The following is a 24176-nucleotide window of genomic DNA, read 5'->3' on the forward strand; positions in this document are numbered from 1 at the left end:
GGCGCTACGTTGAGTGCATGGGGGAGAACGTCCTACTTCAGCAGCAGATGGCCGAGCGAGGACTGCTGCAAGCCGAGCTGGCCCAGCTGATGAACGACCATGTCGCCCGAGAGAGCGGCACCCTGGGTGCGTTCTCCGAGCGCACGGTCTACAACCTCATGACCGGAAGAACTCGCTGGCCCCAGATGAAGACCCGTGCCGCATTGGAGGCAGTATTCGGGTGCACGAGCAAAGAGCTCGGCTTCTCTCCCCCAGGTACCAAGCACCCTGTTCCGCCGGAGGACCCCATGCATCGCCGACGCTTCCTCGCTGCTGCACCGGCCGCCGCTGCGGCGGCCGGCGTCCCCGGCTTGTCCTCACGGCCCAACGCGGTGGGCAAGTCCGATGTAGAGCGACTGCGAGCCGGCCTCAGGGCGCTGGCCGAGCTGGACAACGAGCGGGGCGGCCACCAGGACCTTGAGCGTGCCTCGCTCGCAGGCGCCGAGGCCGCAACGCGACTTCAGGACCGGCCCGCCAGCCAGCGGGTACGCAGCGCGCTGTACTCGGTCGCCGCCGACTACACCGCCACCGCCGCATGGTCATGCGTGGACGCCCGCCAGTTCGATCAGGCCCAAAAACACCTGGACCGAGCATTGACACTGGCAGGATTGGCGGGCGACAGCACCTCCGAGCTGCGCTTGTGGAACGCGACCTCGATGATGGCTTACCAGCAGCGCCGGTACCCGCTCGCCCTGGCTGCCGCTCAGGCTGCACAGGTCTGTGGAATCGCCCGGCGCGACCCGTTCTTCGCCGCGCTTGCCCATGCTCGGGCGGCGATCGGTCACGCCGCTCTCTACGACCGCCAGGCCGCACTGCGGTACATCGGGCACGCAAACGACGCCCTCGCCCACGCGGCCAACGACGTGCCCCGCCCGTCATGGACGGCGTTCTTCGGCACCCCGGAGTTGCACGGCCTGACCGGGATCATCCACGAACACCTTGGCGAGTACGCCAAGGCCGAGGGCGCATGTCACCGCTCGCTGGCCGGCATCCCGAGCCACTTCCGGCGCAACACGGCAATGGTGACCGCCAGAATGGCGCTCGCGCAGCTCTACCAGAACGAGGTCGAGCCGGCCTGCGTGACAGCCGTTCAGGCCCATACTCTGATGGCTGGCGATCCGTTGCCGGGCCGGCTGCGCTCTCTCCTCGGTGACTTCCATCGTGGCTTGATCAAGGTGGCGCCCGACTCCCGCGAGACGCTGGAATGGAGAGACCGCATCCGCACCAATGAGGAGGACCACCAGCCATGATAGAGATCCGCCGCTTCCCCCAGGGCAGCTTGCCCGAAGGCCTGCGTCAGCTGTTGTTGGACGTGCACGACGAGGCCTACCACGACCGGCGCGACGAGGAGTTTGTGCAGCGCTTCCCCTGGTTCGTTGACCACTGGAGCGAGAAGCCCGGGTTCAGCTGCGTCGTGGGCTACGACGACGACGAGCCGATTGGCTTCACCTACGGTGCCCCGCTCGCCGAAGGAAAGGAGTGGTGGCGCGAGTGCATGCCCGCACCTGAACGGGCCGCGACCTTCGGCGTGTCCGAGCTGATGATCCGCCCCCGCTGGCGGAAGCAGGGCTTGTCCCAGCAGCTCCACCAGGCGCTCCTTGTCGATCGGACGGAAGCGATGGCCGTCCTGTCCGTCGACACCGCCCGCCCCAAGATCCAGGCGCTGTACGAATCCTGGGGCTACCACAAGGTCGGTGAGCACCGTCCCTTCATCGACTCCCCGCTCTACGCGATCATGGTGTACGAGCTGCCAGCCACAGGTTGATCACAGAACAACGGGTTGGTGGCCGTGTACATCGCTCGTGAGGGTGAAAGGGCGGCCGGCGGCTGGTGCTGTCGCCCTGCGTTGGGCGTCTACACCGAGATCACCGGGATCGGCCTGCGCGGTGTCATGGCCGAGCAGGCCCAGCTCGCGGGCTGGGCGGCGTTTGACGCAGGCCTTCACAGCGAGGCCCGCGTGCACTTCCTGACCTCGATGACCGCAGCTCAGGCCGCCGAGGACAGCTCGCTGACCGCGAACTCCTACGCCTTTCTCGCCTACCTGGAGTGGACCATCGGAGGCAGCTCCGGAGTCAAGTTCGCCACTGTGGCCTGCGAGACGGCCGGCCGCGACGCCTCACCGGCAGTACGGGCCCTGCTGTGGGACCGTCTGGCCGCGTCGGCTACCCGAGCATGCGGAGGATCAGCCCTGGCCAGGTCCTCGTCTTCGAATCCGGCGAGACCCGCTGCCGCACCCAGGTCCTGAAGGTTGCCGAGTATCAGACCTTCGCGGCGATGCTCGACGCCGAGGACAACGAGGCGATCGGCAGCGAGGGCATGGACCGGGCCGAACTGCTCACCGCCTGCCGCGAGATCTACCCGCCGGCCAAGGAAGCACTCGGCGTTCTCGCGATCCACTTGCAGCTCGCCCCTGCTACCGAGGGCGATGTTGCACGCCAGCACTGACCGTGTCCCGGCAGACAGGCGGCTCGTTGGGGCTGAGCATGACCCGCCGCCCCCTTGGCCCGGGCCCCGCGGTGCGCGAGGCACCCGCCCACCCCCGACCCGGCCCCCACCAAGGCATGCCGGCCCCGCTCGAACTGAATGGAGTGGCGTACTCTGAGCCCAATCGCAGCAGGTCAGGAAGTGTCGGCCCCGCGCTCGCGGGGATAGCTCCGGCGAGCACGGCACCGCCCAGCGCTACCTCATGTCGGCCCCGCGCTCGCGGGGATAGCTCCACCGCGAGCGTCGCGAGGGCTGCGGTTGCCCCGTCGGCCCCGCGCTCGCGGGGATAGCTCCCAGTGGCACCACCGCCACGCGACCGGGCCGATGTCGGCCCTGCGCTCGCGGGGATAGCTCCTGCGTGCCCGCGGCCTGCCGGACGAACTCGTCGTCGGCCCCGCGCTCGCGGGGATAGATCCGCGCGGTACTGCGACGGGTATTGGCCGGGCAGGTCGGCCCGAACGACGGCCCGCGGTGGCCTATTGGGGCTTGCTACCCGCCGCATGGTAGCCCGCCCGGTCAACGCCACCGCGCGGCCATCAAGGCCAACTGGGCGTCCATCCTGGCCTGGCGTGGCGGGAAGTGATGCCGGGAGGGGTGCTCTACCAGGAGTGCCCCTTCCGCAGCTATGGTAGCGGTCCGTAGCGTCCTGACTACGTGCACCGGGGGAACGGTGGCCGAGACGTTCGGCAGGTTCATCTCGCTTCGTCGCTCGGAGATGGGCTGGACACAGCTGCGGCTCGCAGTGGAGCTCGACCACGGCGAGGACTGGATGTCCCAGGTCGAGCGAGATGTCCAGCGGGTCACGGACGTGCAGCTCCTACGTCGGATGGCCTCGGTGCTGGGAGTCGAGGTCGACATGTTGATGGCGCTGCCACAGCCCGCAGCAAAGAGGTCGAGATCACCGCGACGGCGAGTCAGCCCGGGTACGCTGGCGACGACTTCCGGTGCCGAGGAGGACGAAGACGTGCGACGCCGCCCGTTCCTGACCCTGGCCGTCGCCGCTCTCGGTGCCGGGTTTGCCGGCCAGCAGGCCGCGCACGCCGAGGCCTCGTCGCCGCTCGGCGGCCTGGAGGACCTGCTGCTGTACGGCCCGAATCGGCTCCCGGCTCCCCGCCGCGATCCGAGCATGGCAAGCGTCGCAGCGTCCGTGCTGGCCTCCCGGAAGGAGTTCAAGTCGGCTCGGTACGACGCCTTGGCCGAGGCCCTACCCGGCCGGATCGCCGCGGCTGGCATGGTCGGCACGGTGGAGGAACGCGCTCGGAACGCCGCCCAGCTGTACAACATCGCCGTCCGGCTGTGCATCAAGGTCGGCACGAACAACCTGGTGTCGATCACGTCCGACCGCGCACTGACTGCCGCCCGGCAGGCCGGTGACCCGCTGGTCGTCGCGGAGGCGCAGCGGATGGTCTCCAGTTCCTGGCGTCGTCAGGGCAGCCTGGCCAGGGCGACGGACATCGTGGTGGTCGCAGCCGAGGACTTGTTCGCCGACGCCTCTGTTCCGGAGGCCTCGCGCCTTGCCACACGAGGCGATCTGTACGCCACGGCCGCCTACACCGCGGCGAAGGGTGGTGACCGCTCCTACGCCCACGCCTTGATCAAGGAAGCCGCCGACAGCGCTGCCGCGGCGGGCCGTTCCTCCGGGCTGGTGGACGGCATCCAGGGTGTTGCCCTGCACGAGCTGTCGGTGCACTACGAACTCGGTGACGCCGGGCGGGCGATCGAGCTGGCCCGGACGATCGACCCGACGGCGCTGCCGACCGCCGAGCGGCAGGCCCGCTTCTTCATCGACGTTGCCAGGGCGTTCGACCAGTGGGGCAAGCCGGAGCAGTGCTACCGCGCTCTCCTCGCTGCCGAGGAAGCAGCTCCGCAGGAAGTCCGGCGCGGCGCCGTCCGTGACCTCGCCGTCGGCCTGCTGCGGCACGATCGCAAGTTGCCCGGAGTACAGGACTTCGCGCTCCGGGCGGGTGTGCGGATCGGCTGACCCGTAGTCGGACTACGGCCCGTAGTCCGACTACGCATCACGCCATCGGGGTGGCGGTTCACTGGGAAAGCCGGACTCCCAACGCTGCCGGAGACCCCATGCTGACGAACAGCACCACGTCCTACGTCTACTGCCCTCACCCGCGCCGGAAACACGCCGCCCCGGCCCGCGACCGTCTGGGGACGTTCCTGACGTCCTCCTGAGTCGCTCTGGACCTCCTCGGCACCGGCGTCCTCGGCCTGTTGATCCACCACGCCGAGGCAGCGCACTTCTCCTCATCCCCGGCCGCTACCACGCCGGATCAGCCCCACCCGTAGCAAGGCACTTCTCCGTCCCGAGAACAGGAGTGTGTCGTGACCCTCCTCACCCTCTCGCCCCGCCCGACCCCGGCCGTCAGCGTGACCGCGCTGCGGAACTTCGCTGCGCTGCGTGGCCAGCTCCGCGTCTCCCTCGGCCCCAAGTGCAACATCGCCTGCTGGTTCTGCCACAACGAGGGCGACGTCCCGCCCGGCACCACACGCGAGGACCGCACCCGGCAGCCGCGCCGGCGGGTCCTGTGCGCCGAGCACTACGTGACCATCATCGGCACGTTGATCGACCAGGGCCTCACCCGGGTGTACTTCACCGGCGGTGAGACCCTGGCGTCGAAGCTGGCCAAGCCGGTCCTCGACGGCATGCGGCAGTTCGTTGCCCCGGACGTCAGCTTCTCGCTGATCACCAACGGCATCCTGCTCGCCCGGTCCATGCCGTGGCTGCGGGACACCGTCCTCGACAAGATCAAAGTCTCGCTGCACTACTTCAGCGACGAGACGTTCCGAGAGATCGCCAAGACCCGACTGCCGGTCTCGACCGTCCTCGGCGGGATCGACGCAGCCCGGGAGGCCTTCGAGCGGGTCGAGCTGAACACCCTGCTCCAGAAGCAGAACGAGCACGAGGTCCACGCGATCCTCCAGTACGCGCTGGAGCGCCGGCTGCCGATTCAGTTCATCGAGCTGGTCGACACCGACTTCAACGCCTCCGAGCAGAGCGCGGCGGTTCCGGCGGACGGGCTGGTGGCCCATCTGCGCACGCTCACCCGCGAGGAGCGTGTCGAGATCGCGGGCGTCGGCCAGGGCCGGCGCGTCTTCACCATCGACGGCCTGGAGGTCGAGGTCATCCACCGTGAACTCGGCCGCCACCACGTCGGCCAGTGCGGGACCTGCCCGATTCGGCCGCAGTGCGTCGAAGGATTCTGGTCGCTGCGCCTGGACCACGCCGGCGGCCTCCAGCCGTGCCTGCTGCGCGACGACCTCCGACTCGACCTCACCGACCTGTTGGCCACCGCCGACGCCCCGGCCGCGATCGCTACGGCGGTCGCCGGGCACGTCGCCTCGTTCACGGAGGGAACGCTGTGAGCTTCGAACTGCACCCCTGCTACCAGCCGCCGATCACCGGCCACAACGGCGCTCTCCTCGCGCTGGAGGGGATCAGCGGCTCCGGCAAGTCCACCCTGACCCGCCTCCTCGCCGACCGGCTCGGCGCGCAGACCCTGCACGTCATCCCGCGTCCCCTCAGCTCGCTGATCGGCTACGTCAACGACCACGGCGGCGCGCTGACCCAGTTCGCCTTCCATCTGACGGGCGCCCTCGACGCGGCCGACACCGCGCGCCGCGCACTGGTCAGCGGGAACCTCGTCGCGGACCGGTGGTCCGCCTCGGTCGTCGTCAACCACGCTGCCGTGAACCAGCTCGACCTGGAGGTCGCCGCCGGCGCGTTCCGTCCGTACCTGGGCTACCTGCCGCGGCCCGACCTGACGGTCTACCTGGAGACCTCCGAGAAGGAGATCCGGCGCCGGATGGACACCCGGCCGGCCCGAGCCGCGACGGACCGGTTCCTGGCCCGCCGGCCCGCCCTGCTGTCGCACGTCCAGGAGCTGTACCGGCTGTTCGCCGCCACCGACACCACGGGCGTGCCGATCAGCACCGACGGGCGCACCCCGGAGGAGCTCGCCGAGGAGATCCACTCGCTGCTGGAGGACCGCCGTGCTCAATCCCGTTGACCTCTCCAAGGTCTTCGCCGAGGACCGGATCACCGGCCGGCACCCGGTCGACCTGCACCCGGCCGTCGCCTGGTGGGTCGGGTCCTGCCTTGTGCTCGCCACAGGCGCGCACGGCGTCGCCCTGGTGCACGACGGCAGCGAGCTGGCCAAGCAGTACTGCGGGCTGTTCAACCGGGGCGCGATCAACTGCCGGCACTTTGCCGCGACGGTGTCCGTCGTCGGCGAGGGCGACGAGGAACTGCTGGCCTACGCGATCCGCACCCTCCAGGTGCCCGGCGCCCGGATCAGCACGGTCGGCGTGGAGGTGACGATCCAGCTGCTCGCCGCCGACGGGGCCGCGATCACCGTGGGCACCGGCCTGGAGAAGATCTGCGACCTCATCGCCCGGGACAAGGTGCCGATCCCCGTCAACGACCACTCCAAAGGCCGGGTCGTCCACCGGCCCGACCTCGCCAAGCACTATGCCACCGCGGAGGGATGACGTGATCGACGCCGCCACCGTCATCGGGTCCGGGACGAACATCCTGTTCGTCACCCTGGACTCGCTGCGCTACGACGTCGCCCGGGCGACGATGCACGCCGGCCAGACGCCCCGACTGGCCGGCCTCGTGCCGGGAGGGCAGTGGGAGGAGCGCCGGACGCCCGGTACGTTCACCCTGCCCGCGCACGTGGCGTTCTTCTCCGGCTTCCTGCCGAAGCTCCCGCAGCCGCATCAGCCCCCGCGGCTGTGGGAGTGCCGGCCGCCGGCGTTCAAGACGGTCGACCCGCGCACGTTCGTCTTCGACGCGCCGAACCTCTTCGTCGGGCTCGGCCGGCACGGCTACCGCACGGTGTGCATCGGCGGCGTCACGTACTTCTCCCGGGAGACGCCGCTCGGGTCCGTCCTGCCGGACATGTTCGACGAGGACTTCTGGCGGCCGGATTTCTGCTCGCCGGAGCCGGACTCGACCCGCTACCAGGTCGAGCACGCCCTCGAAGTCGCCCGGGCGCGTGCGGATCGGCCGCTGTTCCTGTTCGTCAACGTCTCGGCGACGCACGTCCCCCACGGCCACTACCTCGGCGACAGCTCCGACTCCTGGCAGTCGCAGGCCGCCGCCCTCGCGTACGCCGACGAGCACCTGGGCGACCTGGTCGACGGCCTGACCAGCGACAGGAGGTGGCTGGTCATCATGTGCGCCGACCACGGGGACGCCTTCGGCGAGGACGGCTACCACGGGCGCGGGATCATCCACCCGACGGTGACGAACGTGCCGTTCGCCAGCATGGTGGTCTGACCGCGGCTTAACCTCCGTGCATGACCAACACGCAGTTGCCCACCCGGGACGCGGCCGTCGTCGTGGCCCGTGACTCCAACGGCCTGGTCGCCGTGCTGACCGCGCCGTTCCCCCTGCACGGTGGCGAGTATCTGTTCCTGCCTGGAGGACGCCAGGAGGGCGACGAGAAACTGGATGAGTGCGCGCAGCGCGAGCTTCGCGAAGAGGCCGGAATCACGGCCGCCACCTGGCGTCCGCTCGGGTCGTACGCCATCGTGCCGGGCTCGACGGCGCGCCTCCACCTCTTCGAGGCCCGGGACCTCACCCTCGGCCCCCAGGAGCCGGCCCCTGGGGAAGACGACTTCAAGCTGATGTGGTGGCCGATGGAGGAAGCTCTCGCCGCGGTCAGCGAGGGGCGGTTCCTCCTCCAGGGCGGCCCCCTGGCGCTGCTCCTCGCCGACCGGTTGCCGACCGCTGCGTGAGCACAGTTGTGCGCCTGACGGAAGGACTTCGCTTCCGGCGTCGGGCGACGCGCCGTCGGTCCAGGGACGGCTGGAGCCGGTGTCCAGCTCCCCTGGGGTGTTCCCGAGCGTGTTCCCACGGGAACGCACCGGCGGGAAGAACGGCATGATGCGTGGGGGGACCGGGCAGAAGCGGCCGCCCGATCCGCCGAAGTAGGCGGCCCGCTCTGCGACGAGCACCTCGACGGTGGCAGGGTGGTGCGCAGCCAGCTGGGCGAGGACGGCCTGGCCGTTCACCAGCAGGCTCCCGCCGCCGGCGTCGCCGGCCCGCGCGTACGCCAGCAGGAGCAGCCGGGGCCGCGTCCGGTGCTGCCACAGCGAGGACATCAGTCGGCCAGCGGCGCGGACACGTCGACGTGCTCCGCAGGGGAGGGTGAATCCGACTATCCGTTGCCGTACCAGTTGCGGGACGCTTAGGTGCTGCGTCGTATCGCGCTCGCCGACCCGTCCACAAGGAACACGGCCGTGGTGGCGGATGACCGTACGATCACGGATGCTGGTCGCCCTGGAGCGGCTGTGACTACAAGCCCGACCTGGTGATATAGGAGACGGACAGGCAGGTCGCGCTGCTGCTTAGACGCCGCGATGTTTCGGGTCCGGGCGTCGGGGGCGAGGACGGCGGCATCGCCGAGCTGAAGGTCGTCCCGCGTCAGCCGCTCCGCCCCCGGGCCCTGACCGACACTCGCACCGGCGAACCCGTCCTCAGACGCCCATGCCTGACAATAGCCCGTACGATGCCGTCGAAGGCTCAGGCCCATTTCGTCGGGGCGCAGTTGGGAGAGTTGACCTCCGGGCGCCAGCCCGGCACACGCGGGGCTCCAGATTCGAACTGAATGGATTGGCGCACTCTGAGCCCAATCGCAGCAGGTCAGGAAGTGTCGGCCTCGCGCCCGTGGGGACGCGGCACAGAAACTCTGGATCGACATCGGCAGACGCCAAGGTCTGGACGCGGCCAACGCCCGATTCGGACTCACCCCGGCACACGCCGGCCAAAGGGGAGCCTGGGGACTGACCCGGACCACAGCCCGTGACCAGATCTCCCTCCTGAAGGCCGTGTTCACGCGGGACTCCCCCTTGAACGCCGAATCCCGGTCGTACGTGCGGGCCCTCATGAGCGCCATCATTGACGGACAGAACTGGGGCGTCGGCGCCGCGGGAGCGCCCGGCGACCTGCCGGTACTGAAGAACGGCTGGCTCCCGGGCGGGGTACCTCAGCTATGGGCCGTCAACAGTGTGGGCATCGTCGAACGTGCGGGACACACCTTGCTCGTCGTCGTGCTCACCGACGGTCAGCCCACGCGGGAGACCGGCATCGCACTCATCGAGCAGGTCGCGGCGACCTCGGTCGGGGCACTGGTGCGCGCGCCCTGAAAACCCTCAACCGACCATGCCCCTGTCCGGCAGACAGCGGGCTGCTTCGCACATTTCGATCACGCCCGGGCATCAGAGGGCGTTTGATCGCAGACGGATCGCCCTTTATGTCCTAGTAGGTTCCTCGCCAGGTTGGTGTGGTCTCGTCCGTCATGCGCTTGGCGGGGTGGTCGATCGAGGCGATGTGGATCACGGCTTCGCCCACACTCCCAGCCAGCTCGGCAATGGCCGCCACCGGGCCGGTAGGGGCTGATGACCTCGAAGGGCGCCCCTTGCGCTCTCTCTGGGAGACGGGCCGCATGAAATCACTGTACGACCGACATCGGCGAAGGGCTCGGCCGGCGGTTCCGCGGGTCAGAGGGCAAGTGCAGTGCGGTCGAACCGTCCACAGCGTGCGCAAATTGGTGTCACCCGATCATCCACACGGGCGCCGCCAGAGCTGCGCGGATACGTTTCACCTATGGCACTGCACGCACGAATGGATTCTCCTCCGTCGCACACCGCACCGCAGGACGCCGGTCACGACGGACTGATCAAGGTCCGGGGTGCCGACGAGCACAATCTGCGCCACGTCGATGTGGACGTGCCGCGCGACCAGGTGGTGGCCTTCACCGGGGTGTCGGGGTCGGGCAAGTCGTCGCTGGCGTTCGCCACCATCTACGCCGAGGCCCAGCAGCGCTACCTCGAGTCCGTCGCGCCGTACGCCCGCAGGCTGATCGACCAGGGATCGGCGCCCAGGGTCGGCGCGATCACCGGTCTGCCGCCGGCCGTCGCCCTGCGCCAGCAGCACAGCGGGGGCAGCACGCGCTCGACGGTGGGGACCGTCAGCCGGGTCTCGAACGTGCTGCGCATGCTGTACTCCCGCGCCGGCACCTACCCGGCGGGCCGGACTCCCGAGGATCTGGCCGGGACGTTCCCCCGGGACGCCGCGCCGCTGGACTCGGACAGTTTCTCGCCGAACACGGCGGTGGGCGCGTGCCGGACGTGTTCCGGTCTGGGGCGCCTGCACACCGTCGACGACGGCAAGCTCGTCGGTGACGACTCCCTGAGCATCCGGGAGGGCGCCATCGCCGCGTGGCCGGGCGCCTGGCAGGGCAAGAACTACCGCGACATCCTCGCCGAGCTGGGCGTGGACATCGACGTACCCTTCCGTACCCTGCCCGCGGCCCGCCGCGAGTGGCTGCTGACGACCGACGAGCAGCCGACGGTCACCGTGCACCCGATCCGCGACGCACACCGCATCGCACGCTCCTACCAGGGCACCTACATGAGCCCCCGCAAGTGGGTGCTGCACACCTTCGCCACCTCCAAAGCAGCGCACCTGCGGGCCAAGGCCGTCTCCTTCATGACCCAGGAGATCTGCCCGACCTGCCACGGCAAGCGGCTCAACCCGGAGGCCCTGGAGGTGACCGTCGCCGGGCAGGACATCTCCGTCGCCACCTCGATGCCGCTGACCCAGCTCTCGGCCTTCCTGGAGACCGCGCGCGACCACCCCGACACCCTGGCCCTGCCCGCCGAACGCAGGCAGGCCGCGCACGCCCTGATCAGCGGCCTCCAGGACCAGCTCGGCACACTGATCGACCTGGGCCTGGGCTACCTCGCGACCGGACGCGCGACCTCGACCCTCTCCAGCGGCGAACTCCAGCGCCTGCACATGGCCACCCAGCTCCGCAGCGGCCTGTTCGGCGTGTTGTACGTCCTGGACGAGCCCTCCGCCGGCCTGCACGCCGCCGACACCGAGCTGCTGCTCACCGCGCTGCGACGGCTCAGAGGAGCCGGGAACAGCGTCTTCGTCGTGGAACACAACGCCCAGGTCCTCGCCTCGGCCGACTGGATCGTCGACATGGGTCCCGGTGCGGGCCGCCACGGCGGGCGGGTCCTGTACGACGGCCCCGCCGGGCAGCTCGACCAGGCAGAGGAATCGGTGACAGCCCGGTACCTCACGCCAAGCGCGCCCACGGTGCCCGGCCCCGAGAAGCCCCGGCAACCGGACGGATGGCTGAGCCTCACTGGAGTCACCGGCCACAACCTCCATGACGTGGACGCGAGTTTCCCGCTCGGCACGCTGACCGCGGTCACCGGCGTCTCCGGGTCCGGGAAGTCGACCCTCGTACGGCGTGCCCTCGCGGAGACGGTCCGCGACCACCTGCACGCCGATGAGACCGCGCAGGACATCGCCCGTAGGCCCGCGTCGGTGGAGACCGTCGACGAGGAGGAGGCCGAGGTGCCGGTCTGGGACCTGGAGGAGGACCGCGTGACGGTACGGGCCAGCTCCGGGCTCGAGGACATCGACCGGCTGGCGGTCGTGGACCAGAAGCCCATCGGGCGCACACCGCGTTCGAACCTCGCCACCTACACCGGCCTGTTCGACAGCGTCCGCAAGCTGTTCGCCGCCCAGCCGGCCGCGAAGGAACTCGGCTACACCGCGAGCCGGTTCTCCTTCAACGTGACACAGGGGCGCTGCCCGCACTGCCTGGGCGACGGAGTCGTCAGCATCGAACTCCTCTTCCTGCCCACAGAGACCTCCCCCTGCCCGGTCTGCAAGGGCGCCCGCTACAACCCCGGCACGCTCCTGGTGCGTTACCGCGACAGAACCATCGCCGACGTGCTGGCGATGAGCGTGGACGAGGCCCTCGAGTTCCTCCAGGACGTGCAACCCGCCGCCCGCATCCTCGAGTTCCTCTCCGACATCGGCCTGGGCTATCTCACGCTGGGCCAGAGCGCCACGACGCTGTCCGGCGGGGAAGCCCAGCGCATCAAGCTGGTGAGCGAGCTGCACCGCGCGCCGCGCGGCCACACCCTGTACCTCCTCGATGAACCCACCAGCGGGCTGCACCCCGCCGACATCGACCTCCTCGTCGGGCAGCTGCAGCGCCTGGTGGACGCCGGGAACACGGTCGTCGTGGTGGAACACGACCTGCGCACCGTCGCCGCCGCGGACTGGGTCCTGGACCTCGGACCGGGGGCGGGCGACGACGGCGGCCGCATCGTCGCCGAAGGCCACCCTGCGGACATCGTGCGAGAGTACGACACTTTGACCGCCTCCCACCTGGGCCGTCATCTGTCGGCACGGACGAGTACCTGAGCCCTTGCCGATCTGATGAGAAGCGATTCCCAATCCGAAGGCAGGGTCACGTTTTTCCAGGTCAGGTATCTGTCCGTCTCTTGGTAGGCATGCTCGAACCGTTGTGTCGGTGCGGGGCCGGTCGGAGGTGACGGATGCCGTCGGTTCTGGGGGCGTTGGAGAGGCGCGAGTGGGTGGAGCCGGCCCGGGTGGAGGAATTGCGGGCGGATACGCCGTGCTGCGCCTGGGGAACGTCGCCAAGGTGCTGGGGACCGACGACCGGTTCCGGCGGCTGGCGACGGCCTTCGCGGCCGAGGTGGCGGTCCCAGGAGCCGGTCCGGGGGCAGGTCTCCTTCATGCTCCAGCCCGGGGACTACCTCATCGTGAACCAGCGGGCACATCCTGCATGGCCGGGAGGCGCTTCAGAGCGGTCAGGAGGCCATCGCCGCCGCAGACAGGCGGCTGCTCCTCCAGTTGTTCCTGCGCGCGCCGGGCGCCCTCGGTTCGGCCGTGCAGCAGGCCGACGGCACCGGTGACCCATCGAGTCCCGCCCCAGTCCAGCCGCCGAGCACGCGGCACGGCAACGGGGCGGGGCCCGAACGGCGACGCCGATCGCCCGGAGCTCGTGAACGGATGCTAGATCCGCGCCTTCCGCACCGAGTGCCACACCGCCCCGGACAGCGCCAGCGTCGACCGCGGGACCGACAGGTGCTCGTGCTCCCGGTACAGCCGCCAGTTGTGCTCCACCAGCGCCAGCTTGTTCGAGGACAGCGACCCAGCCCGGCCGGCCCTGTAGACCGCCAGCGGTTCCTTCAGGCCGCGGGCGGCGTGCCCGTCCCTCATGATCGACAGCCATAGAGCGTAGTCCTGCCGCTTCGGCATGTCCGGCATCAGCCGCGTGCCCAACGCCGTCCGGTCGTACATGGCGGTCAGGGTCCCGATGTGGTCCTGCACCAGCATGTCGCGGTACGTCACCCGCTCCCGTGCCACGACCACCCGACCGTTCGGGACGAAGTCGGCGGCCTCGCCCGTGTGGTCGCCGGCGACCTTGTAATAGGAGGTGAACGTCAGTGGAGCATCGCCCCCGGCGGCGAATGCGAGCTGCCGCTCCACCTTGCCGGGCAACCACATGTCGTCGCTGTCCAGGAACGCCAGGTACTCCCCCCGCGCCCGTTCCAGGGCGAGGTTACGGGCCTTGGCCGCGCCGCCCTGCTCGGGCGCCGCCTGCGGGCGCACCCGCTCGTCCTGGCGGGCCAGGTCCCGCAGCAGGTCCATGGAGTCGTCGGTGGACGAGTCGTCGGTGACCAGCACCTCCACGTCTGCGTGGGTCTGCGCGAGCACGGAGCGCACCGACGTGCCGAGAGTGGCGGCCGAGTTGTGCACCGGCATCACCACAGAAACCAGGGGCACGGCGTGCTCCTCACCCGGGTTGGAGTCGTCATGGATGTTGTTGTCGCCGGTCAGGGCCACGTGGGGCTGCCACTCGCCGTGCGCGCCGCCGAGGTGGGCCACCGTGTCGTCGGCTACGACGTGGACCAGCACCGTATCAAGCAGCTCATCGCCAGTGAGTCCTACGTCGAGTCCTGCGCCTGGACGCTGGGCGAGTCCCTTTGCCCTGGCGACGGCGGCCCGGCCGTGTCGCCCAAGCCGGTACGGCCGGGGCGCTCACCCCGGATCGCGAGGGCGGAGGGCGCCGGATCCGTTCCGCCTCGACGGGCGGTTGCCCTCGGCCTCCACCCGTGCTGCTCAGGCCCGTCCGCGCCTCGTTCTCCCTCGTCATCCCGCGGGGGTCTCCGGGAGTGCGGCGCAAACGGTGCCCCGGTCGTCGACGACGGCGCACGCACGGGCGTCGGCGGGGCGGGCGGCGCGGACCATCTTGCTGTGGGCGTCGTGGCCGGACTGCTGGCGGTACTCCTCCTGCTCGGGCGGGGTGCCGAAGACCTGGACGCGGTCGCCGGGAGAGCCTCCGCTCATCTTGGCCCACGCGGCGTGGCAGGAGGGGCTGTAGCGCAGTTCGATCAGGACGCCGAAGTCGCGGTCGGCCGCGGCGGTGGCGGCGTCGCGGTCGCAGACGGTGCCGACCGGGTCGACGTGCAGGCAGGACGCCCCGTCGCAGGAGAAGGCCGCCGTGGGCGCGGGCACCGCCTGCCGGGCGGGCGTGGACGCGGCGTCCGTACCGCTGATGTCGCCGGCGCCGATTCCCGGGCCCGCCGCGAAGTAGAGGATCGCGCAGGCGGCCGCCACGGCCGCGCCCCCGGTGGCCCACAGCGCCCGGTGCCGTCGTTCGCCACCGGGCTCCTGACCGGCTGTCGGCCCGGAGCCGGGCAGGGGAGCCCCCGGTGCGGTCGCCGCCGCAGGCTCGGGTACCGGCTCCGGTACCGGAGAGTCGTCCGCTCCGCCGTCGATCGCCGCCCTGAGCTCGAGAGCGCGGACGAGTTCGCCGTCGGCGACCGCGTAGTACGCGGCCAGGGAGCGGAGCGCCGCTTCCGGTGCCGGGTACCTGCCGTCGGGGTTCTCGTAGCGGGAGAGGGTCGTCTGGGCGATCGCGGTGCGCCGGGACACGGTCACCTGGGTGGGGTTTCCGGCGTCCTGACGCCACCTCCGCAGCGTCCGGGCCAGTTCGGCGCGGGCCGCGGCGGCCGTCTGCCGGTCCGGTTCCTCTGCTTCCTGCGGCGGCCGGCTGTGCGTCATCGGCTCGTTTCCTCTTCCTTCGGCTGCGCATAAGACCAGTTCAGCGCCGTGCGGAGGCTCTGCGCATATGCATGGGTAACCAGGAGTTCACACAGCGTAGGAGTTCGGCGGTCGGGCGTGCAACGGTGGTGATCGGCCGGAGGACGCACCCCGGCGAAACCCATCCCCTTCCGCACCCCGGACGTGTCGCACGTCCATCCGGGTCGGTGGGAGCGCATACAAGGAGAGATCATGCACATGGCAGAATCGCGCCTGCTCACCGCCCTCGCGGGCCGCGCCGGAAGGACCGCCGCCGTCGCCCTGCTGGCCGCCGGGACGTTCGGCGGCCTCGGCACCGCCACCGCGGCCGCCGCCCTCCCGGACGGTGTGCACACCGTCCGGGACGCGACCGCCGCCGAGTCCGCCACCGCGGCCGAGCCCGCCACCGCGGCCCGCTCCGCGCTGCGCGAGCGGATCGTCTCCATCGCCCGCGACCAGATCACCCCGGCCGGCCAGAAGCCCGAGAAGACCGGCGCGTGCGACAAGTACTTCGCCTACGCCGAAGGGGAGGCCAAGAAGAGCAAGTGCGCGAAGACCTCCTGGTGCGCCGCGTTCGTCGACTGGACCTGGCACCGGGCCGGTGTGAGGCCCGCGCCGACCACCCTGCTCGGGCGCGGTGTCGGCAAGTGGGGCCAGGAGCACCACCTGTTCCACAACCGCCTGCCCGCACGCGGCGAGCGCCCCTACACCCCCGCGCCCGGCGACCTCGTCGTCTACGGTTCGCCCGCCTACGCCACCGGTGGCCACGTCGGGGTCGTCGTCGCCGTCAACCACGACGGAACCATCGACACCGTCGAGGGCAACTTCGGGGACAAGGTGACGCACCGCCACTTCAAGCCCGCCGAGGCCCGCGCCGGCAAGCACGGGATCTCCGGCTACGTCAGTGTCCCCGGCGCCTGACCGTCCCGCCTCCACGAGCGCCGGGGCCCGGGCGGATCACCGTCCGGGCCCCGGCCGCACGCTGCCCTCTCCCCTCTGCCCTCTGCCCTCTGCCCGCGACGGTGCACGGCACACCTGTCGAGGTGCGGGTGCCCGGCCTCGGGAGTGCGGTCGAGGAGCTGCGCCCGGTGCCGGCCCCCGTCCTCTCCGGATCGGTCACGTCCGCGCCCGTCCGGCCGGCTCTGCCGCAGCTGATGCTGCGGGTCTCGACGCAGGCCGCGAACTTCTGTTCATGAATGGAGCAGGCATTCCACGGAGTGGATGTCGACGTCCCCGGTCCGCCGGAACCGGGGTCACGGGGCCGAGCGGGCATGGAAGGCTGACGGCAACTACGGACCAAGAGAGGATTCATGACGCTCAGTCAGATCGAGTGGATGATGCTGGAGACGGTTGCCGCCCTGGGGTCGGGCACCTGGATGGCAGGCGACCGGCTCCTGGAGGCCCACTCCGGCGGGTCGGGTACGGTCCGCAGGCTCGCGCGTGCCGGGCTGTTCGAGCTCACACCTGCCGACCTGCCCGAAACCCTGCCCAGTGGCAAGGACTGTTCGGCCTGGGCGACCCGGCTCACCCCCCTCGGGCACGATGCCCTGCGGTACCGGGCCCGCCACGAGGACCCGGCTGTGGAGGCCCGGCCAGGCCCGGAGCGGGCCCCCGTGCCGGGTGTCGCGCTCGAACTGCGCGGTGCCGACATCGAGCTCCTGCGCCAGGCCCTCGCCGATGCCAAGGCCGGCGTCCTCACGGGCGTGGACTCGGCGGCGCTGGACACCGTGCTCGCCACGGCACTGCCGGTCCCGGGCTCCCGCCGTCACACGGTGCGCGCCACCGAGACCGAGCTGACGGCGATCGTGCGCGTGTTGTACCTGGAGTCCCTGTACCGCGACGCCTCGGGTTACAACCGCCTCCTGCGTTTCTCCCGCCAGGCCGGTCTCCTGCGCCCGGAGCAGGTGTAGCGGGGCGGACGGTCCCGGCCGGCGGTGATCGGTTTCGGGACGGCGGGAGGCCGCTCGTGCCCGGGCCCGGACAGGCCCAGCCGGGTGGGAAGAGCGCGCTCCCGCGGGCCGATCGGCCGGACCGGAAGCGATCCGGCACGATGGCAGCAGCGGAGCCGCCGGCACGTGCTCCCTCGCCACGCTGTCGAGCAGCGCCGAACTCACCGGAGTCCGTCCGTGCGGTCGGCTCATCGACGGGACCGCAGTCGTCCTGATGGGACTCAGCGGGTCGTAGGAGAAACTGCGCCCCCTGGCCGCCCGCAGGTGAGTACTCCGCTGTCCGGAACCACTGCGAGTTCTGGTGCCGGACCGTGCCCCTGCTGGTCGACCGAGAGGCCTGACTGCTGATGGGATGGCGTGCCCACCGGGCAGATTGGGCGTGAGCACTGGATCCATTGGCGCACCGGCTATGTCCGACACCGCGGGAGCAGGCTGCTCCGTACCCCTGCGCCTCCCCACAGGGGTATCCGCCGCGGCGCGGAGCGGCAGTGTCCGCCTGTCACAGTGGCGCTGCCCGCTCCTGCATCCGGCCGGCGCGGGCAACTGCCCAGGGGTTCTGCTTCCGGACCCGGATCCGGCGGAAGTAGCGGCGCATCGCGGCGGAGTCCTTGCGCCAGTCGCCCATCTCGGCGATCTGGTCCTCGGGGACATCGGCCTCGCGCAGTGCGGAGGCCCCGCCGGCCCGGAGGCCGTGCGCGGTGACGGCCTTCACGGTGTCCTCGTGCAGCAGCGCGTTGTAGCCGGACTCGACGCGCTGCTGTTCCGAGAGGTCGGCCACACTCCGGTACGCGTTCCGGGCACGGGCCTTGACGACCGCGTTGACGGCGTCGCCGGACAGGTATGAGAGCTCCACCCACTCCTCGACGGCGATCTCGTGGTCGGCCTTCGGCTGCCCGTCAGGGTGCCTCGGCCGGGTCTGCGGGGTGAGCCGGACCTGGAGCTGACCGGCCTTGTTGAGCGCGCGGAACAGGGCCCGGTCGAGCGGCATGCGGACGGTGCGGGCGTACTCCAGCCAGGCGCGCAGGCGGCGCGCCGGGCACAGGTGCGGGGCGTCGTCGCGGGCCGGGATCCAGGCCTCGAAGACCGAACCGTCCTTGCGGGTCTTGCGGGCGACGAGCCGGACGGCGATGCCGTCGGTGTGCAGTTCGGCGTGGACGGGCACCAGGCGGGCCAGCTCGATCCGGCGACTGAGCAGGTGCCAGCCCATCGTGAGCATGGCGGCGTCGCGTCGACCGATGCCCTGGCGGTGGTCCCGGTCGCAGTCGGCGACCATCTCCTCCAGGTCGGCTTCGAGGATCGCGGGTGACTGCTTCTCGGTCTTGGTCGCCGACCACTTCCTGCGGAAGGCGGCGATCATCTTGCCGGTCTGGATGGTCCCGGGCCGGGTGTTCCCGGGAGTCTCCCGCTCCTGCCAGGTGACCACGGTGCTGTGGTAGTCGGAGACCGTGTTGGGGTCGTAGACGTCGCTGAGGATCATCCACCCGACGTACTCGATCAGCGTCGCCGTGGTGCAGGGCAGCGCGACCCGGCCGCGCTCGGCACACCAGCGTTCGAAGACCCGAATCCGGGCCCGGTGGTTGCGTTCGGTGTTGGGCACCCTCGATTCGCTGAGGAGCCGCGCGATCTCCTCACTGATGACGAAGTCCCCGGCCGCGTACTGCGGCGCCGCGAACGCGGCCGGCAGCGGCCGACCGGCCACCAGCACGGTGTCACGGTCGAATCCGCTGACGTCGATCCCGTGCCTGCCGGTGCGGGCAGCAGGCACTGGCCGGCCATCGACGTCGACGAACTCGCCTTCCACGATGTCGAGTTCGGTACTCATGGCTGACCGCCGTGGAGGCGGGGCCGCCGCCGTACGAGCTGCGCGGACCCGGCGGAATCGGCCGTGCGACCCTGGGGCACGGCCAGGGCGTCGCCGAGCCGGGCCACTTCGGTGACGCTGTGCCGGTACGTGCGGAAGACGCCGGCGGGCCCGCCGGGCGTGGGTACGGTACTCAACTCGACTCTCCTGCACGCATGGGGTGCTGACGAGAGGAAGCCTCCCACAGCAGTTGCCTCGTATATTGCCAGATATACGAGGCTAACGACCGTTAACGCAGGACGGGAAGCCAGGCGGGGGTGTAGAGGCCGTCAGGGGCGCTGAACCAGTGATGCGCCGCCCCTGCGGCTGGTCGTTAGATTTCTAACGCTGCGGGTGAGGCATGCGGCGACCACGTACTCACGTGAGTAGGACCCGAGGCCGATCCGGGGCGCCGGCCGGGCGGAGCGGCCCCGGGACCAACTGGTCCCACGCCCAGACGTCGGGCCGCGAGGGAGGAGGTGTCCCGCACGGGATACCTCACTTCCCGGGCTCTCTCGTCGTCGGGCAACCGCCCGCTGAAGACCTCGATCCTTTTCGGCGTCGTGGTAGATTTAGTCTTAGGCCATCGAAAGAATCTGAAGCATCCGATTGCATTCTGAACTTCAATGAGGTGTCTTCAAAGTTGAAGTCAGGGATTGGGATCGAATGTGTTGGTCAATGAATCGGATTTCCATCATCAGGTCTTCGGGATTGTTACCGATTCAGGCCTGATGATTTTGACTTCCGAAGGATGATTCCTTCGGGGGCATGGTGAAGCCGCCCGGCTCTCCTCACGACGGAAGCAACCGGGCGGCCGCGGACCGCGCGGCGGACCATCACCACATGTGCGGCCCGGGTGGCACCCCGGGCCGCACTGCCGCACTCAGAGCCGGCGGAAGATCTCCGCCGCCAGCCTGAGCGCTTCGATGACAATCGCGCCCATCATCTGCACGCGGCGTTCCCGCTGGTCGTCCGGCTTCTCCCGCTCCGACTCGCCGCCGGCGTTCGGGTCCTTCGGCTCTCCAGTCATGGAACGCTGCTCCCCTCCACGATGGGTGCATGGGCTGCGCCCGGGCCCCCGGGTTCGGGAGAACCCAAGATCATGCGGAGGGGCCGAGGGAATATCCCTCGGAATGGCAGTGGTGCGGCCGATTCTATAGCCAACTGACGCGGCATCAAAACTTGAGAGTATTAGTTGCGCTTATTCGTGCACTATCAATTGCCTGACCTGCGGTTCTCTGAAATGCCACCAGATGGCATCCGTCACAGGGCGGCGTCGTTCAGGGGATCTGCCCGACTTGATTCCGGTTCAGGTGGCGGACGTGACTGTGGCGTTCGCGGACGAGGCGTGAGCGGAGGCAGGCATGGCCTCCAGGTGATCATGAGGTGTCGAAGCCCTGATCACCACGACGGAGGACCGTGTCTGCCCGCTCCTCATCGCCCATCCCCGCCGGCCTGGACCAGCTCGCCGCCACCCGGCCTGCCGAGCCCGGGGAACACCCGCAGCTGCTGGGCCGCCTCGCGGCGGTACCCGATCCGCGCCGGGCCAAGGGCCGCCGCCACCCCCTCGCCTTCGTCCTCGCGCTCGCCGCGTGCGCGGTGCTGGCCGGCGCGAAGTCCCTGGCCGCGATTGCGGAGTGGGCCGCCGACGCGCCGCCCGCCGTGCTGGTCGCTCTCGGCGCCGCCCGCCGGGAGCCATCCGGTCCCACCGCCCCGGCCGAGGCCACCGTGCGCCGGGTCCTGCGGCGCGTCGACGGCGACGCCCTCGACGCGGCGATCGGCACCTGGCTCGCCGCCCGCGACCCTGGCCGCCCGCCACCGGGCCAGGACAGGGCAGCCCCGCGCCGCCGCTCACTGGCCGTGGACGGCAAGACCGTGCGCGGTGCCCGCCGCACCGACGGCACCCAGGTCCACCTGCTCGCCGCGATGACCGGAGCCGGCCTGGTCACCGCCCGGCGCGAGGTCGACTCCAAGACCAACGAGATCACCGTCTTCCGGCCGATGCTCGCCCCACTCGACCTGGCCGACACCGTGGTCACCTTCGACGCCCTGCACTCGCAGACCGCCCACGCCCGCTTCCTGGTGGAGGACAAGAAGGCCCACCGCATCGCCGTGATCAAGGGGAATCAGCCGCTGCTGCACCAGCACCTGAAGCAGCTGCCCTGGCGGGACGTGCCGCTGCTGGACAAGACCCGCGCCATCGCACACGGCCGCGACGGGATCCGCCGCGTCAAGACCGCCACCGTCACCTGTGGCCTCGACTTCCCCCACGCCGCCCAGGCCGTGCAGATCGTGCGCCGCCGCCGGATCGTCACCACCGGCAAGGTCACCCTGGAACGCGTCCACGCAGTCACCGACCTGACGGCGGAGCAGGCCGACGCCCCCGAGATCGCGCACCACGTCCGCGAACACCGGGGCATCGAGAACAAGATCCACCACATCCGCGACACCACCTTCGCCGAGGACGCTCCCCCAGCCTTCGGCCGGGAGGTGCCCCCACGCGCGTGCGCACCGGAACCGCACCCCGGACCATGGCCGCACTGCGCAACCTCGCCATCGGCGCCCTCCGCCTCACCGGCTACGACAACATCGCCGCCGGCCTGCGCTAACACGGCCGAGACGCCACCCGGCCACTCGACACCCTCGGCATCACGTGATCAAACCGGACAGACCCTCTGACGACGCCGCCCTGGGGCGGACGCGACCGCCGGGAGAGTGCACATGATCGACGCGGGAACGGCCGCGGGGGGCCGGGGCGGTGGAGTCTGCTCAGGAAGTCACTGCGGGAACGAGGTGGTCGAGTCCCTGCGCACTGCTCGTCGCGGCCTCGATCGAGCGCGGCAGCATGATGCTCTCGTAGGCGCGGACGGCGTCGTCGATACTGGGTTCGGTGACGAGGGCGTGGGCGAGGTCGGAGCCGTCGAGCATCGCGAGATTGGCGCCCAGCCCGACCGGGGGCATCAGGTGCGCGGCATCGCCGAGCAGCGTGACGCCGGCAACGTGCTGCCAGGTGTGCGGGGCGGGCAGGACAAACAGGGGCCGGTTGATGAACCCGCTGTCGCTGTTGCGCAGGATGTAGCGCAGGCTCTCGTCCCAGTCGTCGAACATCCTCAGCAGGTGCGCGCGTACGGCCCGCTGGTCGCCGAGGTCGATACCGGCGGCCATGTGCCAGTCCTGCGGCGTGCGGAGCGCGATGTAGGCGCGGATGTGGCCATTGCTGTTGCGCTGGGCGACCAGGGACCTGCCGGCGCCCTTCGCCAGCATCGATCCGTTGCCGACCAGCCGCGCGAGGTCGGGATGGCGGGTGTCGCAGTGGTCGAATCCGGTCTCGACGAAGGTGACGCCGGTGTAGCGGGGTGCGGCGTGCGACAGGGCCGGGCGGACGCGCGACCAGGCGCCGTCGGCGCCGACCACCAGGTCGAAGTCCTCGGCGGCGCCGTCAGCGAAGAGCAGTCGGCAGGTGCCGTCCGCGAGCGGGGTGACCCTGCTGACGGCGCGGTCCCACCGCACCGTGCCCTCGGTGAGTGAGTCCAGGAGCAGTTCGCGCAGTTGGCCACGGTCGATCTCCGGCCGGCCGCCGGCGGCGGAAGGCCCCTGATGCGCCAGGAGGGCGGCGTCGGTGAAGTCGAGCACGCGCCACTCCTCTCCTTCGGGGCGGGCAAGGGCGTGGAACGGGTCGAGGAGCCCCGCCGCCCGCAGGGCGGTCTGGCCGGTGTCGGCGTGCAGGTCGAGGGTGCCGCCCTGCGGGCGGGCGTCGGCGGAGGCCTCGCGTTCGAAGACGGTGGCGGAGCGGCCGTGTTGCTGCAGGACTCGGGCGCAGGCGAGGCCGCCCAGGCCGGCGCCGACGATCGCGATGCGGGAATCACGAGCAGAGTTCATGGGAGTGTCCCTCGGGAGGTGGGTGAGCCGCCGGGAGGCCCGGCATCATCAAGAAAGCACACTCACAAAATAAGTGCAATGACTAAACTTTCGAAGTCGCTGCATCTTGGGCTATCATGGGCGAGTGACCGAACCGACCGGGCGCCGCGAGCGCAAGAAGGCCCAGACACGCCAGTCCCTGGCCGACGCCGCACTCGAACTCTTCCTCGACCGCGGCTACGACCAGGTCGGCGTCAAGGACGTCGCCGACGCCGCGGACGTCTCGGTAACCACCCTGTTCAAGCACTTCCCCAGCAAGGAAGCCCTGGTCTTCGACCAGGACGACGACCTTGAAGCAGCGCTCGTCGCCGCCGTGCGCGACCGCACCCCAGGCCAGTCGATCCCCCAGGCGCTGCGCGAGCACATCCTGCTGAAACAGACCCAGTTCGCCGTCCACACCACGGACCCGCGGTTCGCCGACTTCACGCGCATGGTGCAGGAGACCCCCGCGCTGCGCGACTACGCCCACCGCATGTGGACGCGCCACGAAGCGGCCCTGGCGCGAGCCATTACCGAGGCTGTCGGTGCCCCCGAGGACGACATCAGCTGCGCCGCACTGGCCCGTTTCGCCCTTGAGGCCCGCGGCCTCATCCTGCGGCACTCCGAGCCGAACCGCGCCGCCGACGAGGCCTTCGCATTGCTCGAACACGGCTGGGCGGCCTCCCACCCGGGCAGCTGACCCGCTCTGCGCGGAGCCCTGGTGTGCGTGGACGCGTTGCGCGCCTCACAGGTTCAACCTGAGTAACTACGCTGCCACGCAAGCCACCTGAACCGGCATCCAGCCGGACAAAACCTCTGAACGACACCGCCCTGGGTCTGCGCCTGAGCCCCATCGGGCCCGGAGGGAGGCGCCGGACGAGTCGATCAGCGCTGTCTCTGCGTCATGAGGGCGAGTCTAGAGGTGCCGACGCCACGCATCCGAGGCCGCCCGCAGACGGCTTGACCTGCGGGCCTTCGTGCCGCAACCGCTGCACTCTGCGGCAGTCCAGTGCTGGCCTCCAGTGGGCAG

Annotated in this window: 21 protein-coding genes, 2 pseudogenes and 1 CRISPR repeat array; of the genes and pseudogenes, 17 read left to right on the forward strand and 6 right to left on the reverse strand. The window is 70.4% G+C overall.

Annotated features, from left to right (window positions below):
* The first annotated feature begins 17 nt into the window (after positions 1 to 17).
* The 10 genes from ACFVHV_RS00610 (at position 18) to ACFVHV_RS00655 (ending at position 9687) form a co-directional block, all read left to right on the forward strand.
* On the forward strand, positions 18 to 1289 hold the full coding sequence (locus ACFVHV_RS00610; RefSeq protein WP_380347819.1) for an XRE family transcriptional regulator: 1272 nt from the start codon (positions 18 to 20) through the stop codon (positions 1287 to 1289).
* A complete protein-coding gene (locus ACFVHV_RS00615; RefSeq protein ID WP_380347821.1) occupies positions 1286 to 1804 on the forward strand; it encodes a GNAT family N-acetyltransferase in 519 nt (172 codons plus the stop codon). The genes ACFVHV_RS00610 and ACFVHV_RS00615 overlap by 4 nt, the downstream gene beginning before the upstream one ends.
* 374 nt (positions 1805 to 2178) lie before the next feature.
* Positions 2179 to 2484, forward strand: coding sequence for an ASCH domain-containing protein (locus ACFVHV_RS00620; protein WP_380347823.1), 306 nt, complete (start codon positions 2179 to 2181; stop codon positions 2482 to 2484).
* Positions 2485 to 2666: 182 nt separating this feature from the next.
* Positions 2667 to 2939: direct repeats of the CRISPR family, unit length 29 nt; unit sequence GTCGGCCCCGCGCTCGCGGGGATAGCTCC.
* 254 nt (positions 2940 to 3193) lie between these two features.
* A complete protein-coding gene (locus ACFVHV_RS00625; protein WP_380347825.1) occupies positions 3194 to 4504 on the forward strand; it encodes a helix-turn-helix domain-containing protein in 1311 nt (436 codons plus the stop codon).
* Between the two features lie 353 nt (positions 4505 to 4857).
* Positions 4858 to 5898, forward strand: a complete 1041-nt coding sequence (locus tag ACFVHV_RS00630; RefSeq protein ID WP_380347826.1) for a radical SAM protein — start codon at positions 4858 to 4860, stop codon at positions 5896 to 5898.
* Entirely contained in the window at positions 5895 to 6542 is a 648-nt protein-coding gene (locus ACFVHV_RS00635; RefSeq protein WP_380347828.1) for a dTMP kinase, read from the forward strand. Before ACFVHV_RS00630 ends, ACFVHV_RS00635 begins: the two co-directional genes overlap by 4 nt.
* Entirely contained in the window at positions 6526 to 7023 is a 498-nt protein-coding gene (locus ACFVHV_RS00640) for a hypothetical protein (protein WP_380347830.1), read from the forward strand. Before ACFVHV_RS00635 ends, ACFVHV_RS00640 begins: the two co-directional genes overlap by 17 nt.
* 1 nt (position 7024) lies before the next feature.
* Positions 7025 to 7816 carry an STM4013/SEN3800 family hydrolase gene (locus tag ACFVHV_RS00645; protein WP_380347832.1) on the forward strand — a complete coding sequence of 264 codons (792 nt, stop codon included), beginning with the start codon at positions 7025 to 7027 and terminating at the stop codon, positions 7814 to 7816.
* A 20-nt stretch (positions 7817 to 7836) separates the two neighbouring features.
* Entirely contained in the window at positions 7837 to 8277 is a 441-nt protein-coding gene (locus ACFVHV_RS00650; RefSeq protein WP_380347834.1) for an NUDIX hydrolase, read from the forward strand.
* A gap of 1113 nt (positions 8278 to 9390) precedes the next feature.
* The gene (locus ACFVHV_RS00655; RefSeq protein WP_380347835.1) at positions 9391 to 9687 is read left to right on the forward strand and encodes a hypothetical protein; all 297 of its coding nucleotides are present in this window, start codon (positions 9391 to 9393) and stop codon (positions 9685 to 9687) included.
* 112 nt (positions 9688 to 9799) lie between these two features.
* On the opposite strand, the pseudogene ACFVHV_RS00660 reads toward ACFVHV_RS00655, so the two are convergent.
* Positions 9800 to 9886: pseudogene (locus ACFVHV_RS00660) on the reverse strand (IS5/IS1182 family transposase); the annotation flags it as partial.
* A gap of 261 nt (positions 9887 to 10147) precedes the next feature.
* Here ACFVHV_RS00660 and ACFVHV_RS00665 point away from each other — a divergent pair.
* Positions 10148 to 12772 (forward strand): ABC transporter, encoded by a 2625-nt coding sequence (locus ACFVHV_RS00665; protein WP_380347837.1) that lies wholly within the window; start codon positions 10148 to 10150, stop codon positions 12770 to 12772.
* Positions 12773 to 13387: 615 nt separating this feature from the next.
* Here ACFVHV_RS00665 and ACFVHV_RS00670 read toward each other — a convergent pair.
* Positions 13388 to 14161 carry a glycosyltransferase family 2 protein gene (locus ACFVHV_RS00670; protein WP_380347949.1) on the reverse strand — a complete coding sequence of 258 codons (774 nt, stop codon included), beginning with the start codon at positions 14159 to 14161 and terminating at the stop codon, positions 13388 to 13390.
* 30 nt (positions 14162 to 14191) lie between these two features.
* On the opposite strand from ACFVHV_RS00670, the pseudogene ACFVHV_RS00675 reads away from it, so the two are divergent.
* Positions 14192 to 14332: pseudogene (locus tag ACFVHV_RS00675) on the forward strand (NAD(P)-binding domain-containing protein); the annotation flags it as partial.
* 195 nt (positions 14333 to 14527) lie between these two features.
* Here the strand turns inward: ACFVHV_RS00675 and ACFVHV_RS00680 are convergent.
* A complete protein-coding gene (locus ACFVHV_RS00680; protein WP_380347839.1) occupies positions 14528 to 15442 on the reverse strand; it encodes a DUF2690 domain-containing protein in 915 nt (304 codons plus the stop codon).
* Positions 15443 to 15679: 237 nt separating this feature from the next.
* On the opposite strand from ACFVHV_RS00680, the gene ACFVHV_RS00685 reads away from it, so the two are divergent.
* The 3 genes from ACFVHV_RS00685 (at position 15680) to ACFVHV_RS00695 (ending at position 17370) form a co-directional block, all read left to right on the forward strand.
* Positions 15680 to 16381, forward strand: a complete 702-nt coding sequence (locus ACFVHV_RS00685) for a CHAP domain-containing protein (protein ID WP_380347840.1) — start codon at positions 15680 to 15682, stop codon at positions 16379 to 16381.
* A gap of 101 nt (positions 16382 to 16482) precedes the next feature.
* Complete coding sequence (locus ACFVHV_RS00690; protein ID WP_380347842.1) at positions 16483 to 16656, forward strand: hypothetical protein; 174 nt, start codon at positions 16483 to 16485, stop codon at positions 16654 to 16656.
* A gap of 114 nt (positions 16657 to 16770) precedes the next feature.
* Positions 16771 to 17370, forward strand: coding sequence for a hypothetical protein (locus ACFVHV_RS00695; protein ID WP_359902361.1), 600 nt, complete (start codon positions 16771 to 16773; stop codon positions 17368 to 17370).
* A 538-nt stretch (positions 17371 to 17908) separates the two neighbouring features.
* Here the strand turns inward: ACFVHV_RS00695 and ACFVHV_RS00700 are convergent.
* Positions 17909 to 19231, reverse strand: coding sequence for a hypothetical protein (locus tag ACFVHV_RS00700; protein WP_380347844.1), 1323 nt, complete (start codon positions 19229 to 19231; stop codon positions 17909 to 17911).
* Between the two features lie 901 nt (positions 19232 to 20132).
* Positions 20133 to 20279, reverse strand: a complete 147-nt coding sequence (locus ACFVHV_RS00705) for a hypothetical protein (protein ID WP_380347846.1) — start codon at positions 20277 to 20279, stop codon at positions 20133 to 20135.
* Between the two features lie 389 nt (positions 20280 to 20668).
* Between ACFVHV_RS00705 and ACFVHV_RS00710 the strand changes: the two genes are divergently transcribed.
* Positions 20669 to 21928, forward strand: coding sequence for an ISAs1 family transposase (locus tag ACFVHV_RS00710; protein ID WP_380347848.1), 1260 nt, complete (start codon positions 20669 to 20671; stop codon positions 21926 to 21928).
* A gap of 90 nt (positions 21929 to 22018) precedes the next feature.
* On the opposite strand, the gene ACFVHV_RS00715 is transcribed toward ACFVHV_RS00710, so the two are convergent.
* Entirely contained in the window at positions 22019 to 23128 is a 1110-nt protein-coding gene (locus ACFVHV_RS00715) for an FAD-dependent oxidoreductase (RefSeq protein WP_380347849.1), read from the reverse strand.
* A gap of 124 nt (positions 23129 to 23252) precedes the next feature.
* Here ACFVHV_RS00715 and ACFVHV_RS00720 point away from each other — a divergent pair, with 124 nt between their 5' ends.
* Entirely contained in the window at positions 23253 to 23846 is a 594-nt protein-coding gene (locus tag ACFVHV_RS00720) for a TetR/AcrR family transcriptional regulator (RefSeq protein WP_380347851.1), read from the forward strand.
* Positions 23847 to 24176: the final 330 nt, after the last annotated feature.

The sequence above is a fragment of the Kitasatospora sp. NPDC127116 genome, assembly GCF_042677365.1.
In the GTDB taxonomy this organism is placed as follows: Bacteria; Actinomycetota; Actinomycetes; order Streptomycetales; family Streptomycetaceae; genus Kitasatospora; species Kitasatospora lactacystinica.